Genomic DNA, 15,400 nt, shown 5'->3' on the forward strand with positions numbered 1-15,400 from the left:
GGCCGGACAGGGCTTTCAAGGAGGACGACATGAACGAGACAACCACCATCCGCGGCAAGGACCGGTACAAGTCGGGCGTGATGGAATACAAGAAGATGGGCTATTGGGAGCCCGACTACGAGCCGAAGGACACCGACGTCATCGCGCTGTTCCGCGTCACCCCGCAGGACGGCGTCGATCCGATCGAAGCGTCCGCGGCGGTCGCCGGCGAATCCTCGACCGCGACCTGGACCGTGGTGTGGACCGACCGGCTGACCGCGGCCGAGAAGTATCGCGCCAAGTGCTACCGGGTCGATCCGGTGCCGAATTCCCCCGGCCAGTACTTCGCCTATATCGCCTACGACCTCGACCTGTTCGAGCCGGGCTCGATCGCCAACCTCACCGCGTCGATCATCGGCAACGTGTTCGGCTTCAAGCCGCTGAAGGCGCTGCGGCTCGAGGATATGCGGCTGCCGATCGCCTATGTGAAGACGTTCCAGGGCCCGGCGACCGGCATCGTGGTCGAGCGCGAGCGCATGGACAAGTTCGGCCGTCCGCTGCTCGGCGCCACCGTCAAGCCGAAGCTCGGCCTGTCGGGCCGCAACTACGGCCGCGTGGTGTACGAAGCGCTGAAGGGCGGTCTCGACTTCACCAAGGACGACGAGAACATCAACTCGCAGCCGTTCATGCACTGGCGCGAGCGCTTCCAGTACTGCATGGAGGCGGTCAACAAGGCGCAGGCCCAGACCGGCGAGATCAAGGGCACCTACCTCAACGTCACCGCGGCGACGATGGAGGACATGTACGAGCGCGCTGAATACGCCAAGGAGCTCGGCTCGATCATCGTCATGATCGACCTCGTGATCGGCTACACCGCGATCCAGTCGATGGCGAAGTGGGCGCGCAAGAACGACATGATCCTGCATCTGCATCGTGCCGGTCACTCGACCTACACGCGGCAGCGCAATCACGGCGTGTCGTTCCGCGTCATCGCCAAGTGGATGCGGCTCGCCGGCGTCGACCACATCCATGCCGGCACCGTGGTCGGCAAGCTCGAAGGCGATCCGGCGACCACCAAGGGCTACTACGACATCTGCCGCGAGGACTTCAACCCGATGGCGCTGGAGAACGGGCTGTTCTTCGACCAGCATTGGGCCAGCCTCAACAAGCTGATGCCGGTGGCCTCCGGCGGCATCCACGCCGGCCAGATGCACCAGTTGCTCCACCTGCTCGGCGAAGACGTCGTGCTGCAGTTCGGCGGCGGCACCATCGGCCACCCGATGGGCATCGCGGCCGGCGCCACCGCCAACCGCGTCGCGCTGGAAGCCATGATCCTCGCCCGCAACGAGGGCCGCGACTACCTGCACGAAGGTCCGGAAATCCTCGCCAAGGCGGCGCAGACCTGCACGCCGCTGAAGGCCGCGCTCGACACCTGGAAGAACGTGACCTTCAACTACGAATCCACCGATACCCCCGACTACGCGCCGACCCCGTCGGTCTCGGTCTAAAGGAGCGCACCCATGCGACTGACCCAAGGCTGTTTCTCGTTCCTGCCCGATCTCACCGACGAGCAGATCGCCGCCCAGGTGCAATACGCGCTGTCCAAGGGCTGGGCGGTGAACCTCGAATTCACCGACGACCCGCATCCCCGCAACACCTATTGGGAGATGTGGGGCCTGCCGATGTTCGATCTGCAGGACGCCGCCGGCGTGATGATGGAGCTGAATGAATGCCGCAAGATCTATGGCGATCGCTACATCCGGCTGTCGGCATTCGATTCTTCGCACGGCTGGGAATCGGTGCGGCTGTCGTTCATCGTCAACCGCCCGAAGGACGAACCCGGCTTCCGGCTCGACCGTCAGGAGGTCGACGGCCGCAACATGCGTTACACCACGCGCGCCTATTCGGCCGACAAGCCTGAAGGCCGCCGCTACGGAGGCTGATCGTGGACACGACAGCAACGACGACCAATGGAGACGACGCGCCGCCCGCGCGCGTCGATCTCCGCGCCGAGTTCAACGAAGTCGGCATCGGTGAAGTGCTGGACCAGCTCGATCGTGAGCTGATCGGGCTGAAGCCGGTGAAGACCCGCATTCGCGAGATCGCCGCGCTGCTGCTGGTCGAACGCCTGCGCAAGCGGATGGGGCTCGCCACCGGCAACCCGACGCTGCACATGTCGTTCACCGGCAATCCCGGCACCGGCAAGACCACGGTGGCGCTGCGCATCGCCTCGATCCTGCACAAGCTCGGCTTCGTTCGCCGCGGCCACGTCGTCTCGGTGACCCGCGACGAACTGGTCGGGCAATATATCGGCCACACCGCGCCGAAGACCAAGGAAGTCTTGAAGAAGGCGATGGGCGGCGTGCTGTTCATCGACGAGGCCTACTATCTGTATCGCCCGGAGAACGAGCGCGACTACGGCCAGGAAGCGATCGAGATCCTGCTCCAGGTGATGGAGAACCAGCGCGACGATCTGGTGGTGATCCTGGCCGGCTATGCCGACCGGATGGAGAAGTTCTTCCAGAGCAATCCCGGCTTCCGCTCGCGGATCGCCCACCATATCGACTTCCCCGACTACACCGACGGCGAATTGCTGACGATCGCCGAAGGGATGCTGAACGAGCAGAACTATCACTTCGCCCCGGAAGCGAAGGCCGCGTTCGAGCGCTACATCGGCATCCGCAAGACCCAGCCGTTGTTCGCCAACGCCCGCTCGATCCGCAACGCGCTGGACCGCATCCGCCTGCGCCAGGCCAACCGCCTGATCGCCGACCTCGACCGCTCGCTGACCGCCGAGGACATCATGACGATCGAAGCGAGCGATGTGCTGGCGAGCCGGGTGTTCGGGAAGGGCGAGGGGACAAACTAATCGACGGTCATTCCGGGGCGCGCGAAGCGCGAACCCGGAATCCAGAAGTTGTTGCGACGCCGGATGCTCCACAGCTCGGGATTCCGGGTTCGCTCGCTCGCGCGAGCGCCCCGGAATGACGAGTGTGGTGCAAGAGAGCGCTTACCCTTGTAACGCCTTCAACACCTCGTCCCGGCGCTCGACCATCATGGTGTGGCCGGCACCTTGAGGATCACCCTCCCCCTCCAGGGGAGGGTGAAGAGAACGTGTGGCGACGCCGGGTGCTCCACAGCTCGGGATTCCGGGTTCGCTCGCTGGCGCGAGCGCCCCGGAATGACGGGCGTGGGCTGGCGGACGCTTACCCCTGCAGCGCCTTGAGTACCTCGTCCGGGCGCTCGACCATCATGGTGTGGCCGGCGCCTTTCAGGATCACGGTGCGTGAATCCGCAATCGCGGCTGCCAGCGTCTTGCCGTTCTTGGTCGGGGTCATCATGTCGCGTTCGCCGAGGATGAACAGCGTCGGCACCGTCACCTTCGCCGCGGCCGTCAGCGCGTCCTTGTAGTCGTTGCAGGCGGACAGATCGTTGAAGATCACGCCGGGCTTGTTGGCTTCGAGCACGCGTACCGAGCCGCCGTGCATCCACAGGCCGGGAGCGAGGTTGCCGCCGATCTCGGCATCCGGGCCGAGGCCCCAGATCGTCATCATCGCAACCGCGGCAGGGTCGTTGGCCTCGGCAGCTTTCAGCAGATCCGGGCCGACCGCCATGGTCGAGGTGGTGCCAATCAGTGCCAGCGACGCCACCTTGGCCGGGTGGCGCGCGGCGGTCTCCAGCGCGATCAGCGAGCCCATCGAATGGCCGATCAGCTTGGCCGGCTGCGCGCCCGTGGCGTCGAGCAGCGCGGCGATCCAGTCGGCCATTTCGGCGATCGTCTTCAGCGGCTCGCCGCCGGAGCGGCCGTGGCCGGGGAGGTCGGGCGCCAGCACAGCATAGCCGTGGTGCGCGAACCAGCGCGTCTGCAACGCCCACACCGAGCGGTCGAAGCCGGCGCCGTGAATGAACACCGCGGCGGGCAGCGACGCGTCGAACGGCTTGCCGCCGGTGGCAACGAAGGTGTCTGTCCCGTTGACCTTGATCTGCATGACTCAGCCCTTCTGCGAAACGCGCAGAGCCTGCGCCAGGTCAGCGATAATGTCGTCGGCGGTCTCGATGCCGACCGACAGCCGGATCAGCTCCTCGCCGATGCCGGCGGCCTTCAGTTGCTCCGCGGTCATCTGCTGATGCGTGGTCGAAGCCGGATGAATCACCAGCGTCTTGGCGTCGCCGACATTGGCGAGATGGCTGGTCAGCCGCAGCGCTTCGATGAACTTGCGGCCGGCGGCGCGGCCGCCCTTGATGCCGAACGAGATGATCGAGCCGGCGCCGTTCGGCAGCAGCGTCTTTGCCAGTTCGTAGTCGGGGTGGTTCTCCAGCGTCGGATGCAGCACCCAATCGACCGCTTTGTTGGCCTGGAGGAAGTCGAGCACCGCCCTGGTGTTGGCGACATGCCGATCCATCCGCACCGGCAGCGTCTCGATGCCCTGCAGCAACTGGAACGCATTGGTCGGCGAAAGACACGCGCCGAAGTCGCGCAGTCCTTCCATCCGGGCGCGGATTACAAACGCGGGCGGGCCGAACTGCTCGTCGAAGACGACGTCGTGATAGCCGGCATAGGGCTCGGTCAGCGTCGGAAACTTGCCGGAGCCGCGCCAGTCGAACCGGCCGCCGTCGACCAGCACACCGCCGATCGCAATGCCGTGGCCGCCGAGCCATTTGGTCGCCGAATGCATCACGATGTCGGCGCCGAGCTCGATCGGCTTGCTCAGGTAGGGCGTCGCGAAGGTGTTGTCGATCAGGAGCGGGATCTTCGCCTCGTGGGCGATTCCCGCGACCTTCGGGATGTCGAGCACTTCGAGGCCCGGATTGCCGATGGTCTCGCCGATCATCAGCCGGGTGTTCGGCTGGATCGCTGCCGCAAGGCCGGCGTGGTCGCGCGGCGCCACAAACGTCGTGGTGATGCCGAACCGCGGCAGCGTGTGCGCGAGCAGGTTGATCGTGCCGCCGTACAGCGAGGATGAGGCGACGATGTGATCGCCGGCGTTCAACAGCGTCGCGATCGCAAGATGCAGCGCCGCCATGCCGCTCGCGGTCGCCACTGCGCCGACGCCGTTCTCCAGCGCGGCGATCCGCTCTTCCAGCACCGCGATCGTCGGGTTGGAAATCCGGGTGTACAGGTGGCCGGGCCGCTCCATGTTGAACAGCGCCGCGGCGTGGTCGGTGTCCTGAAACACGTAGGAGGTGGTCTGATAGATCGGCACCGCGCGCGAGCCGGTCAGCGGATCGGGATGCTGTCCGGCATGCAGGCTGAGGGTTTCAAATCCGGGCGGTTTGGGTGCGGCCATGATGTGCTCGGGATGTTTCCTGAAGGCTTGTTAGTTGGGCTCCGTCATTGCGAGCCGAAGGCGAAGCAATCCAGAAGCACCGTGCACGGAGCTGGATTGCTTCGTCGCTGCGCTCCTCGCAATGACGGGGAGGGGTTGTCTGAATGGCTTTATGCCACGCTCACGCCGCGGCGTCAGCCAGGCCGACCGCCCACAGCGCGAAGGCATAGACGATCGCGATCTCGTCGAGCCGGCTGAAGCGGCCGGAGGCGCCGCCGTGGCCGGCGCCCATGTTGATACGCAGCAGCACCGGACCGCCGCCGGTCATGGTGGCGCGCAGCTTCGCCACCCATTTGGCCGGCTCCCAATAGGTGACGCGCGGATCGGTGAGACCGCCCATCGCCAGGATAGCCGGATATTCTTTGGCGGCGACGTTATCGTAGGGCGAATACGACAGGATGGTCTTGAAGTCGGCTTCGCTCGCAATCGGATTGCCCCACTCCGGCCACTCTGGAGGCGTCAGCGGCAGGGTGTCGTCCAGCATGGTGTTGAGCACGTCGACGAACGGCACCTCGGCGACGATGCCGGCGAACAGCTCACCGGCGCGATTAGCGACCGCGCCCATCAGCATGCCGCCGGCGCTGCCGCCGTGGGCGACGATACGCTTGGGCGAGGTGTAGTTCGCAGCACACAGCGCGCGGGCGCTGGCGGCGAAGTCGTCGAACGAGTTGGGCTTCTTCTCGCGCTTGCCGTCCAGATACCAGCCCCAGCCCTTGTCGGCGCCGCCGCGGATGTGGGCGATCGCATAGACGAAGCCGCGATCGACCAGCGACAGCGCGTTGGCCGAAAAGCCGGCGCCCATCGCGTGGCCATACGAGCCGTAGCCGTACAGCAGCAGTGGTGCCTTTCCATCGAGTGTGAGGCTGGCCCGATGCAGGATCGACACCGGCACCTCGGCGCCGTCGTCCGCCTTCGCCATGATCCGGGTGGTGACGTAGTCGGCCGGATTATGGCCGGAGGGAATCTCCTGGCGCTTGCACAAGACGCGCTGCCGCGTCGCCATGTCGTAATCATAGACTTCCGACGGCGTCGTCATCGACGAATACGAGAACCGCAGGTTCGTGGTGTCGAATTCGTAGCCGCCGATGGTGCCGAGCGAATACGCGGTCTCGGCGAACGCGATGGCGTGCTCGTCGCCGGTCTTCAGGTCGCGGATGGTGATCGACGGCAGCGCATTGGCGCGCTCCAGCCGGATCAGGTGGCAGGTGGTGAGATCGAAATCGATCACATAGATCCCGGCGCGGTGCGGGATCAGGTCACGCCAGTTGTTGCGGGTCGGTTCAGCCAGCGGCGCGGTGACGATCTTGAAGTCGATCGCGCCGTCGGCATTGGTCAGGATGAACAGTTCGTCGCCGCGGTCGCCGAGCGAATACTGCACGCCGAGTTCGCGCTTTGCGACGAGGCGCGGCGGCGCGGTCGGGTCGGAGACGTCGATCAACCGCTGCTCGGAAGTCTCGTGATCGCCGCCGGCGATGACGCAGAACCGGCCGCTGGTGCTTTCGTGGATGTGGGTGAACCAGCCGGAATCCGGCTCTTCATAGATCAGAAGGTCGTCGGCCTGCTTCGTGCCAAGCTTGTGCAGCCACACCTGCATCGGGCGGTGGTTGTCGTCGAGCTTGACGTAGAAGAACGCGCTCGAATCCGCGGTCCACACCAGACCGCCGTCGGTCTCCTCGACCACGTCGGCCAGGTCCTGCTTGGTCGCCCAGTCGCGGACGCGGATGGTGTAGTATTCCGAGCCCTTGGTGTCGGCACTCCAGCCTTCGAGCTTGTGGTCGAGCGAATGCCGGCGATCGCCGAACTGGAAGTAGTCGTGGCCCTTGGCCAGTTCGTCGCCGTCGAGGATGATGTCGATCTCGCCGCTGCCGTCGCGCGCGACGCGGCCGTACAGCGGATGCTGGCCGCCCTCGCGATATTTGCGCAAGTAAGCGTAAGGCCCATCCGGCGACGGGACGCTGGAATCGTCCTCCTTGATCCGGCCGCGCATCTCAGCGACCAGCTTCTTCTGCAAACTGGTGGTGTGGCCGAGCACGCTGTCGGTGTAGCCGTTCTCGGCCTCGAGATAGCTGCGGATGTCCGGATCGAGCAGCGACGGATCGCGCAGCACCTCCTGCCAGTTCGGATCCTTCAGCCAGGCATAGTCGTCGGTCAGCGTGATGCCGTGGGTGGTGAAGCTATGCGGACGGCGCGGCGCGACCGGCGGTTGCTGGTTGGCGGCACGGGGCAGGGCAGAGGTCATCGGCAGGTCTCGTTCAGGGTGGGTCGGGCAGGCTTAGCACGTTTCCGCCTTGCGGCGCCGGGCGGATTGCGCTGGATAGGCGCCGGGCGCCGGTTCCGGCGGCCCGATGTGGACAAGTGACGGGATTGGATGATGGCGGATTTTCACGGCGTGTTCCCTTATCTGGTGTCTCCGCTCGATGCGGAAGGCCGCGTTCGCGCCGATGTGATGGGCCGGCTGTGCGACGATCTGATCCAGGCCGGCGTGCACGGGCTGACGCCGCTCGGCTCGACCGGCGAATTCGCCTATCTCGGCACCGCACAACGCGAAGCGGTGGTGCGGGCGACGATCGAGGCCGCGCAGCGCCGCGTGCCGGTGGTCGCCGGCGTCGCCTCGACCTCGGTGGCGGATGCGGTGGCGCAGGCGAGGCTTTACGAGAAGCTGGGCGCCGACGGCATTCTGGCGATTCTCGAAGCGTATTTTCCGCTCAAGGACGCGCAGATCGAAAGCTATTTCCGCGCCATCGCCGATGCGGTCGAGATTCCGGTGGTGATCTACACCAACCCGCAATTCCAGCGCTCGGATCTGACGCTGGATGTGATCGCCCGGCTCGCCGAGCATCCGCGGATTCGCTACATCAAGGACGCGTCGACCAATACCGGGCGGCTGCTGTCGATCATGGGTCGCTGCGGCGACGCACTGCAAGTGTTCTCGGCCTCGGCGCACATTCCCGCGGCGGTGATGCTGATCGGCGGCGTCGGCTGGATGGCCGGCCCCGCCTGCATCGCGCCGCGCCAGAGCGTTGCGCTGTACGAGCTGTGCAAGACGCAGCGCTGGGACGAGGCCTTGAAGCTGCAGCGCAAGCTGTGGCGCGTCAACGAAGCCTTCGCCAAGTTCAATTTGGCCGCCTGCATCAAGGCCGGCCTGTCGCTGCAAGGCTACGACGTCGGCGACCCCATCCCGCCGCAAACCGCGCTGACGGCCGAAGAGCGGAAAGCGGTGGAGAAGGTGCTGGCTGAGATCGCTTAGCCTCTCGGGGCGAGCATTCCTTGCTGCGTCATTCCGGGGCGCGCCGCAGGCGCGAACCCGGAATCTGGAGCTGTTGAGCACCCCATCGTTGTAAAAACGTCTGGATTCCGGGTTCGCTCGCGTTCGCGAGCGCCCCGGAATGACCACGTAAACATGGTGCTTGCGCGCATCGCAACGACACCCGTCCGCCCCCGCGCCCCTCTTGGCGTACCGCTCGGTTCTCCGCTAAAACTGCGGCCAAGCAAGCAACAAAAGGAAACGGCATGAACATTCTCCCCGGCTCGATGCGGTTCGGCGCGGGTCAGCCCGTCAAGCGTCTGGAAGATCAGCGCCTGCTCACCGGGCACGGCGGCTATCTCGACGACAAGTCCGCCGACGGGGCGTTGTGGCTGGTGGTGATGCGGTCGCCGCATGCGCATGCCGATCTCGTTTCGATCGACACCGAGGCGGCGAAGGCGATGCCGGGTGTGGAGGCGGTGCTGACCGGCGCCGATCTCGTCGCCGACGATGTCGGCACCATCCCGACGCTGCCGATCTTCAAGCGGCCGGACGGCTCGCCGATGGCGCTGCCGCTGCGCCGGCTGCTGGCGCACGAGAAGGTGCGCTTCGTCGGCGAGCCGGTCGCCGCCGTGGTCGCGACCTCGCAGCTCGCCGCGCAGGCGGCGATCGAGGCGATCGCGGTCGAGTACCACGAACTGCCGGCGGTGACCGATCCGACCGCGGCGATCCAGCCCGGCGCGCCGGCGGTGTGGGCCGAGACACCCGACAACATCGTGGCCGCGATGAGCTATGGCGATGCCGCCAAGGTCGATGCTGCGTTTGCCAGCGCCGCCCACACCGTGTCGCTCGATCTCGTCAGCCAGCGGCTGATCCCGTCGGCGATGGAGCCGCGCTCGACCATTGCGGAGATCGAGAAGAAGACCGGCCGGCTGATCCTGCACACCCAGTCGCAGACGCCGGGCCAGACCCGCGACGCGCTTGCCGAGGCCATTCTGAAGCGGCCGAAGGAGAGCATTCAGGTGCTGGTCGGCGACATCGGCGGCGGCTTCGGCCAGAAGACCGGCGTCTATCCGGAAGATGCGCTGGTGGCTTACGCGGCGGTGAAGCTGAACCGCAAGATCCGCTGGCGCGGCGATCGCACCGATGAGTTCGTCGGCGGCACCCATGGCCGCGATCTGACCTCGACAGCCTCGTTCGCGCTCGATGCAAAGGGCAAGGTGCTGGCCTATCGCGTCAGCTCGATCGGCGGCACCGGCGCTTACCTGGCGGGGGCCGGCGTGATCATTCCGCTGGTGCTCGGCCCGTTCGTGCAGACCGGCGTGTATCACCTCCCGGTGGTGCATTTCGACATCAAGGCGGTGATGACCCACACCGCGCCGGTCGGCGCCTATCGCGGCGCCGGGCGGCCTGAAGCGGTGTATATCGTCGAGCGGCTGATGGACGCCGCGGCGCGCAAGCTCAACATGGACCCGCGCGCGATCCGCAAGATCAACTACATCAAGCCGTCGCAACTGCCCTACACCAACGCGGTCGGCCAGGTGTACGACAGCGGCGCGTTCGCCCACATGATGGACCGCGCCGCCGAGCTGTCCGATTGGGACGGCTTCAAGGCGCGCAAGAAGGCGGCGCAGAAGAAGGGCCTGCTCTACGGCCGCGGCGTCACCAGCTACATCGAATGGACCGGCGGCCGCGCCCACACCGAGAACGTCAAGCTGCACGCTACCGCCGAAGGCCGCGTCGTGCTGCATTCCGGCACGCAGGCGATGGGGCAGGGGCTCGAGACCACCTACACCCAGATGATCGCCGCCGCGCTGGAGATTCCGATCGACAAGATCGACGTCGTCCAGGGCAACACCGATCTGGCGGTCGGCTTCGGCAGCGTCGGCTCGCGCTCGCTGTTCGTCGGCGGCACCGCGGTGGCGGTGGGAAGCGCCGACATGATCGCCAAGGCGCGCGAGAAGGCGGCGAACATTCTCGAAGCCTCGGTCGAGGACATCGAATACTCGGGCGGTATGCTGACCATCGCCGGCACCGATCGCAAGATCAGCCTGTTCGAGATCGCCGCCAAGGAGAAGGGCGCGCGGCTCAGCGTCGACTCCACCGGCGAGGTCGACGGCCCGTCGTGGCCGAACGGCGCGCATATCTGCGAGGTCGAGGTCGATCCGGAGACCGGCGTCAGCCGCGTGGTGCGCTACACCACGGTGGACGATGTCGGCAACGCGGTGAACCCGATGCTGGTCGCCGGCCAGATCCATGGCGGCATCGCCCAGGGCGTCGGCCAGGCGCTGTACGAGAACGCCGCCTACAACGACGATGGCCAGCTCCTGACCGCGAGCTATCTCGACTACTGCATCCCGCGCGCCGACAATCTGCCACCGATCAACGTCACGCTCGATCCGTCGGCGCCGTGCCGGACCAACCCGCTCGGCGCCAAGGGCTGCGGCGAATCCGGCGCGATCGGCGGTCCGCCCTGCGTGGTGCACGGCGTGCTCGACGCGCTGGCCCCGCTCGGCGTCACCACCCTGAACACGCCGCTGACCCCGGAAAAGGTCTGGCGTGCGATTCAGGACGCCAAGTCGGCCCAGGCGGCCTAGAACCTCAACGCCCGCAATACCGACAAAGACACACCGGCGCATGCTATGCTGCGCCGGTTCGCGTGCGGGAGAGATCGATGCGGAAGTTTCTGACGGTGCTGGCGGCGCTCGCCGCGCTCAGCCTGAGCAATTGCGGCTACAACACCATCCAGAGCGAAGACCAGGAGGTGAAGTCGACCTGGTCGGAGGTGGTGAACCAGTATCAGCGGCGCGCCGATCTGGTGCCGAACCTCGTCAACTCGGTGAAGGGCTTCGCCCAGCAGGAAAAGGACGTGCTGCTCGGCGTCACCAACGCCCGCGCCAAGGTCGGCAGCATCCAGGCGACGCCCGAGGTGCTGAACGATCCGGCCGCGTTCCAGAAGTTCCAGCAGGCGCAGGGCGAATTGTCGAGCGCGCTGTCGCGGCTGTTGGTCGTCACCGAGAACTATCCGCAGCTCAAATCGGACGAGCTGTTCAAGAACCTGATGGCGCAGCTCGAAGGCACCGAGAACCGCATCGCCGTGGCGCGCAACCGCTACATCAAGGCGGTGCAGGCGTATAACGTCACGGTGCGCTCGGTGCCGACCAACTTCACCGCGATGCTGTTCGGCTATCATGAAAAGCCGAACTTCACGGTGGAGAACGAGAAGGAGATCTCGACCGCGCCGAAGGTCGATTTCAGCCCGGCGCCGGCTCCGGCTCCGGCCAAGTAAGGCGATGATCGCGACGATGCGCGCCGTCCGCGCCGCGGGCCTCGCGGTGCTGCTGTGCGTGATCGCGGCGGCGCTGGCGCCGTTCGCCCGCGCCGACGTTGCGGTGCCGGCCCTGACCGGCCGCGTCGTCGATCAGACCGGCACGCTGTCTGAAGCTGCGGTGGCGCGGCTCGATCAGAAGCTGAAGGCATTCGAGGCCCGGAAGGGCAGCCAGATCGCGGTGCTGATCGTGCCGACGACGCAGCCCGAGGCGATCGAGCAGTTCTCGATCCGGGTCGCCGAAGCCTGGAAGATCGGCCGCAACAAGGTCGACGACGGCGCGATCCTGCTGGTCGCCAAGAACGATCGCAAGCTGCGCATCGAGGTCGGCTACGGCCTCGAAGGCGCGCTGCCCGACGTCACCGCCAAGCGCATCATCGACGAGATCATCACGCCGAAATTCAAGACCGGCGATTTCGACGGCGGCATCGAGGCCGGGGTCGACCGGATGATCGGCGTGATCGACGGCGAGCCGCTGCCGGCACCGCAGCCGCAGCACGAATGGTCGTCGCCGGAATCGATGGACGAACTGACCGGCTGGGCGATCCCGCTGCTGTTCGGCACGCTGGTGCTCAATGGTTTCCTGAAGGCGGCGCTCGGCCGCGTCGCCGCCTCCGGGCTCACCGGCGTCATCGTCGGCGCGGTGGCGATGTTGTTCGGCCTGGTGTGGTACATCGCGCTGGTCGCGGGCTGCGCCGCGTTCCTGCTGGCACTGGTGATCGACCTGTTCGGCGGACCGACGATCTCCTCCGGGCGCCGCGGCGGCTGGTCAGGCGGCGGCGGTTCGTGGTCGAGCGGGTCGGGCAGCAGCGGCGGGGGCTTCAGCGGCGGGGGCGGCAGCTTCGGCGGCGGCGGCGCCTCGGGCAATTGGTGAGTGGAGATACGGATGGGCATCCGGCGGATCGGCAAGCACCTGTTCACCAGCCGCGGCAAGGTATATCGCGCATTCTCGCCCGATGCGTTCGATGCGATCGAGCGGGCCATCAAGGCCAGCGAGACCCGCCACGCCGGGCAGATCCGCTTCGTGGTCGAGGGCGCGCTCGACGGCGCGCCGCTGTTCCGCGACCAGCCGGCGCGCGAGCGCGCGCTCGATATCTTCTCGCAGCTTCGGATCTGGGACACCGAGCACAACAACGGCGTGCTGATCTATCTGCTGCTCGCCGACCACAATGTCGAGATCATCGCCGATCGCGGCATCGACGGCCGCGTCGGCGCCGGCGCCTGGGAAGCGATCTGCCGCGAGATGGAGGCGGAGTTTCGCCAAGGCCGGTTCGAGCAGGGCGTGCTGCGCGGCATCGACCGCATCACCGCGCATCTGGCCGAACACTTTCCACGCAACGGTCCCAACGACAACGAACTGCCCGACGCACCGGTGGTGGTGTAGTCGGTGCGAGCCCCTCGGCTGGCCGCAGCAAGGCTGTCTTCGACAGGGTCGAGACGTGGCCCTTGCATCTGCGACTAATTCGTAATATCAAAAGTTACATGAAACGAGACAGTCGCCTGTCCTCGGTGTTGCACGCGCTGCTGCATATGGCGGAGCGCGGCGAGCCGATGACCTCCGAAACGCTCGCCGCCTGCATGTGTACTAATCCGGTGGTGGTGCGGCGGACGATGGGCCTGCTGCGCGATGCCGGACTGGTCGCCTCCGCCCGCGGGCCGTCGGGCGGCTGGCAGATCGTCGCCGATCTGAACGCGGTCACCTTGCGCGATCTCTACGATGCGCTCGGCGAGCCGACGGTGTTCGCGATCGGCAACCGCCACGAAGCGCCGCAATGTCTGGTCGAGCAGGCGGTGAACGCTGCGCTCGACGACGCGTTCGCGGATGCCGAAGCGTTGCTGCTGGACCGGCTCGGCAAGATCACGCTGGCCAGTTTGTCGGCCGACTTCAACCGCCGCTACGCCGCGCATCGGACGCGTACTTAAGGAGTTCACATGCACCACGACGTCATCGTCATCGGCGGCTCCTATGCCGGAATGGCCGCCGCGCTCCAGCTCGTTCGTGCGCGCCGCAGCGTGCGGGTGATCGATGCGGGCCAGCGCCGCAACCGCTTCGCCGCGCATTCGCATGGCTTCCTGTCACAGGACGGCGCCGATCCGGCGGCGATCGCCACGACCGCGCGCCGGCAGCTCCAGGCCTACCCGACGCTGAGCTGGGTCGACGACACCGCGCGCGCGGCGAGCGGCCGCAAAGACGCGTTCGTGGTCGAGACCGGCGACGGCGCGCAACATCATGCGCGGCGGCTGCTGTTCGCCACCGGCGTTTCCGACACGTTGCCGGCGATTGCAGGGCTGCAGGAGCGCTGGGGCGTCAGCGTGTTTCTCTGTCCGTATTGCCACGGCTACGAGCTCGACAAAGGCCGCATCGCGGTGATCGCCACCGGGCCGATGTCGCTGCACCAGGCGCAGTTGCTGCCGGAATGGGGCGAGGTGACGCTGTTCACCAACGCCGCGCTGGTGCTCGACGACGCCGGGCGGGACGATCTGGCCGCGCGTGGCGTTGCGATCGACGAGACACCGATCGCGCGGATCGAAGGACGTGCCGACGTCGTGCTGAGCGACAGACGGAAGCTGCCGTTCGCCGGCATCTTCACCGCGAGCCGCAACGCGCCGGCGACGCCGATCGCGCAAGCGCTGGGCTGCGCGCTGACCGAAACCCCGTTCGGCACCCAGATTCAAACCGACGACGGCAAGCAGACCAGCGTGGCCGGCGCATTCGCCTGCGGCGACGCGGCGCGACTGCCGCATTCGCTGTCGCTGGCGGTTGCCGACGGCGCCTGGGCGGGTGCCGGCCTGCACCGGTCGCTGGTCTGGCCGGAGGCGTGAGCGCCGTGCTGGACGCTGACGCCGGTCGAAACACTATGCCTTCGCAGAAGGCCGCGCGGCGATCCGCTTGAACCACTCGGCGATCGTGGTGTTGGCGGGATCGAGCGGCTGTCCGACCTGAGCGCCGAAATCGAGCCAGCCGTACAGCAACAAATCGGCCAGCGTCAGCCGTGACCCGCAGACGTAGTCCTTGCCCTGCATCTGCTCGTTCATCCAGCGGATGCGGTCGGCCGCCATCTTCTTCAGGCCGGGCGCGGCCTCCGGCACGCACACCATGCGATTCTGAAACATCTTCAGGCCTTCGGCGAAGCGGAAGCCGTTGGTCAGCGGCTCGCAGATGTAGAGGTCGATCCGCCGCGTCCACATCCGGCATTCGGCGCGCTCTTCCGGCGTGGTGCCGATCAGCGGCGGCTCTGGATGCTTCTCCTCGAGATATTCGCAGATCGCGGTGACCTCCGCCAAGAAGCTGCCATTGTCGAGTTCGAGAGTAGGCGTCTGGCCGTGGGGATTGCGCACGAGATGTTCGGGCTTTCGATTCTCGCCGGCGCGGATGTCGAGTGTCTGGGTCGGAATCGTCAGGCCCTTCTCGGCGATGAACATCCGTACCAGGCGTGGATTGGGCCCGATCGAATCGTACAGCTTCATGGTCGTCTCCCTTGTCGGCGCTTGGTTGCGCCTTTGATGATCGATCTGTCCTAG

At 66.5% G+C, this 15,400-nt stretch carries 14 protein-coding genes; 10 read left to right on the forward strand and 4 right to left on the reverse strand.

What is annotated here, in order from left to right:
• Nucleotides 1-29: 29 nt before the first annotated feature.
• Genes FLL57_RS03680 through cbbX form a run of 3 tightly spaced genes read left to right on the forward strand, consistent with a single transcriptional unit; the run spans nucleotide 30 to nucleotide 2,848 of the window.
• On the forward strand, nucleotides 30-1,487 hold the full coding sequence (locus FLL57_RS03680; protein WP_142882163.1) for a form I ribulose bisphosphate carboxylase large subunit: 1,458 nt from the start codon (nucleotides 30-32) through the stop codon (nucleotides 1,485-1,487).
• Nucleotides 1,488-1,499: 12 nt separating this feature from the next.
• Nucleotides 1,500-1,922: a ribulose bisphosphate carboxylase small subunit gene (locus tag FLL57_RS03685; protein ID WP_047309881.1), complete on the forward strand. Its 423-nt coding sequence runs from the start codon at nucleotides 1,500-1,502 to the stop codon at nucleotides 1,920-1,922.
• A 2-nt stretch (nucleotides 1,923-1,924) separates the two neighbouring features.
• Nucleotides 1,925-2,848 carry a CbbX protein gene (gene cbbX, locus FLL57_RS03690; RefSeq protein ID WP_142882164.1) on the forward strand — a complete coding sequence of 308 codons (924 nt, stop codon included), beginning with the start codon at nucleotides 1,925-1,927 and terminating at the stop codon, nucleotides 2,846-2,848.
• Nucleotides 2,849-3,185: 337 nt separating this feature from the next.
• Here cbbX and FLL57_RS03695 read toward each other — a convergent pair whose 3' ends face one another.
• The 3 genes from FLL57_RS03695 to FLL57_RS03705 all read right to left on the reverse strand — a co-directional run bounded on the left by FLL57_RS03695 (nucleotide 3,186) and on the right by FLL57_RS03705 (nucleotide 7,545).
• Complete coding sequence (locus FLL57_RS03695) at nucleotides 3,186-3,968, reverse strand: alpha/beta fold hydrolase (RefSeq protein WP_142882165.1); 783 nt, start codon at nucleotides 3,966-3,968, stop codon at nucleotides 3,186-3,188.
• Between the two features lie 3 nt (nucleotides 3,969-3,971).
• A complete protein-coding gene (locus tag FLL57_RS03700) occupies nucleotides 3,972-5,267 on the reverse strand; it encodes an O-acetylhomoserine aminocarboxypropyltransferase (protein ID WP_142882166.1) in 1,296 nt (431 codons plus the stop codon).
• A gap of 160 nt (nucleotides 5,268-5,427) precedes the next feature.
• A complete protein-coding gene (locus tag FLL57_RS03705) occupies nucleotides 5,428-7,545 on the reverse strand; it encodes a S9 family peptidase (protein WP_142882167.1) in 2,118 nt (705 codons plus the stop codon).
• Nucleotides 7,546-7,677: 132 nt separating this feature from the next.
• Between FLL57_RS03705 and FLL57_RS03710 the strand changes: the two genes are divergently transcribed.
• From FLL57_RS03710 to FLL57_RS03740, 7 genes are all read left to right on the forward strand, one after another.
• Nucleotides 7,678-8,553, forward strand: coding sequence for a dihydrodipicolinate synthase family protein (locus tag FLL57_RS03710; RefSeq protein WP_142882168.1), 876 nt, complete (start codon nucleotides 7,678-7,680; stop codon nucleotides 8,551-8,553).
• A gap of 263 nt (nucleotides 8,554-8,816) precedes the next feature.
• On the forward strand, nucleotides 8,817-11,147 hold the full coding sequence (locus FLL57_RS03715) for a xanthine dehydrogenase family protein molybdopterin-binding subunit (protein ID WP_142882169.1): 2,331 nt from the start codon (nucleotides 8,817-8,819) through the stop codon (nucleotides 11,145-11,147).
• Between the two features lie 77 nt (nucleotides 11,148-11,224).
• Nucleotides 11,225-11,839: a LemA family protein gene (locus tag FLL57_RS03720; protein WP_142882170.1), complete on the forward strand. Its 615-nt coding sequence runs from the start codon at nucleotides 11,225-11,227 to the stop codon at nucleotides 11,837-11,839.
• 16 nt (nucleotides 11,840-11,855) lie between these two features.
• A complete protein-coding gene (locus tag FLL57_RS03725; RefSeq protein WP_185966210.1) occupies nucleotides 11,856-12,752 on the forward strand; it encodes a TPM domain-containing protein in 897 nt (298 codons plus the stop codon).
• A gap of 12 nt (nucleotides 12,753-12,764) precedes the next feature.
• Nucleotides 12,765-13,262 carry a TPM domain-containing protein gene (locus FLL57_RS03730; RefSeq protein ID WP_013503615.1) on the forward strand — a complete coding sequence of 166 codons (498 nt, stop codon included), beginning with the start codon at nucleotides 12,765-12,767 and terminating at the stop codon, nucleotides 13,260-13,262.
• A 98-nt stretch (nucleotides 13,263-13,360) separates the two neighbouring features.
• On the forward strand, nucleotides 13,361-13,801 hold the full coding sequence (locus FLL57_RS03735) for an RrF2 family transcriptional regulator (RefSeq protein WP_142882172.1): 441 nt from the start codon (nucleotides 13,361-13,363) through the stop codon (nucleotides 13,799-13,801).
• A 9-nt stretch (nucleotides 13,802-13,810) separates the two neighbouring features.
• On the forward strand, nucleotides 13,811-14,701 hold the full coding sequence (locus FLL57_RS03740; protein ID WP_142882173.1) for an NAD(P)/FAD-dependent oxidoreductase: 891 nt from the start codon (nucleotides 13,811-13,813) through the stop codon (nucleotides 14,699-14,701).
• Between the two features lie 33 nt (nucleotides 14,702-14,734).
• Here FLL57_RS03740 and FLL57_RS03745 read toward each other — a convergent pair whose 3' ends face one another.
• Nucleotides 14,735-15,346 carry a glutathione S-transferase family protein gene (locus tag FLL57_RS03745; protein ID WP_110784632.1) on the reverse strand — a complete coding sequence of 204 codons (612 nt, stop codon included), beginning with the start codon at nucleotides 15,344-15,346 and terminating at the stop codon, nucleotides 14,735-14,737.
• Between the last annotated feature and the right edge of the window lie 54 nt (nucleotides 15,347-15,400).

It is taken from the genome of Rhodopseudomonas palustris, from assembly GCF_007005445.1.
Classification (GTDB): Bacteria; Pseudomonadota; Alphaproteobacteria; order Rhizobiales; family Xanthobacteraceae; genus Rhodopseudomonas; species Rhodopseudomonas palustris_G.

Bases quoted from the DNA above. Each gene is read 5' to 3' on its own strand.
- FLL57_RS03705 (WP_142882167.1), bottom strand. From the start codon at position 7,545: ATGACCTCTGCCCTGCCCCGTGCCGCCAACCAGCAACCGCCGGTCGCG.
- FLL57_RS03745 (WP_110784632.1), bottom strand. From the start codon at position 15,346: ATGAAGCTGTACGATTCGATCGGGCCCAATCCACGCCTGGTACGGATG.
- FLL57_RS03695 (WP_142882165.1), bottom strand. From the start codon at position 3,968: ATGCAGATCAAGGTCAACGGGACAGACACCTTCGTTGCCACCGGCGGC.
- FLL57_RS03710 (WP_142882168.1), top strand. From the start codon at position 7,678: ATGGCGGATTTTCACGGCGTGTTCCCTTATCTGGTGTCTCCGCTCGAT.
- FLL57_RS03720 (WP_142882170.1), top strand. From the start codon at position 11,225: ATGCGGAAGTTTCTGACGGTGCTGGCGGCGCTCGCCGCGCTCAGCCTG.
- FLL57_RS03725 (WP_185966210.1), top strand. From the start codon at position 11,856: ATGCGCGCCGTCCGCGCCGCGGGCCTCGCGGTGCTGCTGTGCGTGATC.
- FLL57_RS03680 (WP_142882163.1), top strand. From the start codon at position 30: ATGAACGAGACAACCACCATCCGCGGCAAGGACCGGTACAAGTCGGGC.
- FLL57_RS03700 (WP_142882166.1), bottom strand. From the start codon at position 5,267: ATGGCCGCACCCAAACCGCCCGGATTTGAAACCCTCAGCCTGCATGCC.
- FLL57_RS03685 (WP_047309881.1), top strand. From the start codon at position 1,500: ATGCGACTGACCCAAGGCTGTTTCTCGTTCCTGCCCGATCTCACCGAC.
- FLL57_RS03735 (WP_142882172.1), top strand. From the start codon at position 13,361: ATGAAACGAGACAGTCGCCTGTCCTCGGTGTTGCACGCGCTGCTGCAT.
- FLL57_RS03730 (WP_013503615.1), top strand. From the start codon at position 12,765: ATGGGCATCCGGCGGATCGGCAAGCACCTGTTCACCAGCCGCGGCAAG.
- FLL57_RS03740 (WP_142882173.1), top strand. From the start codon at position 13,811: ATGCACCACGACGTCATCGTCATCGGCGGCTCCTATGCCGGAATGGCC.
- FLL57_RS03715 (WP_142882169.1), top strand. From the start codon at position 8,817: ATGAACATTCTCCCCGGCTCGATGCGGTTCGGCGCGGGTCAGCCCGTC.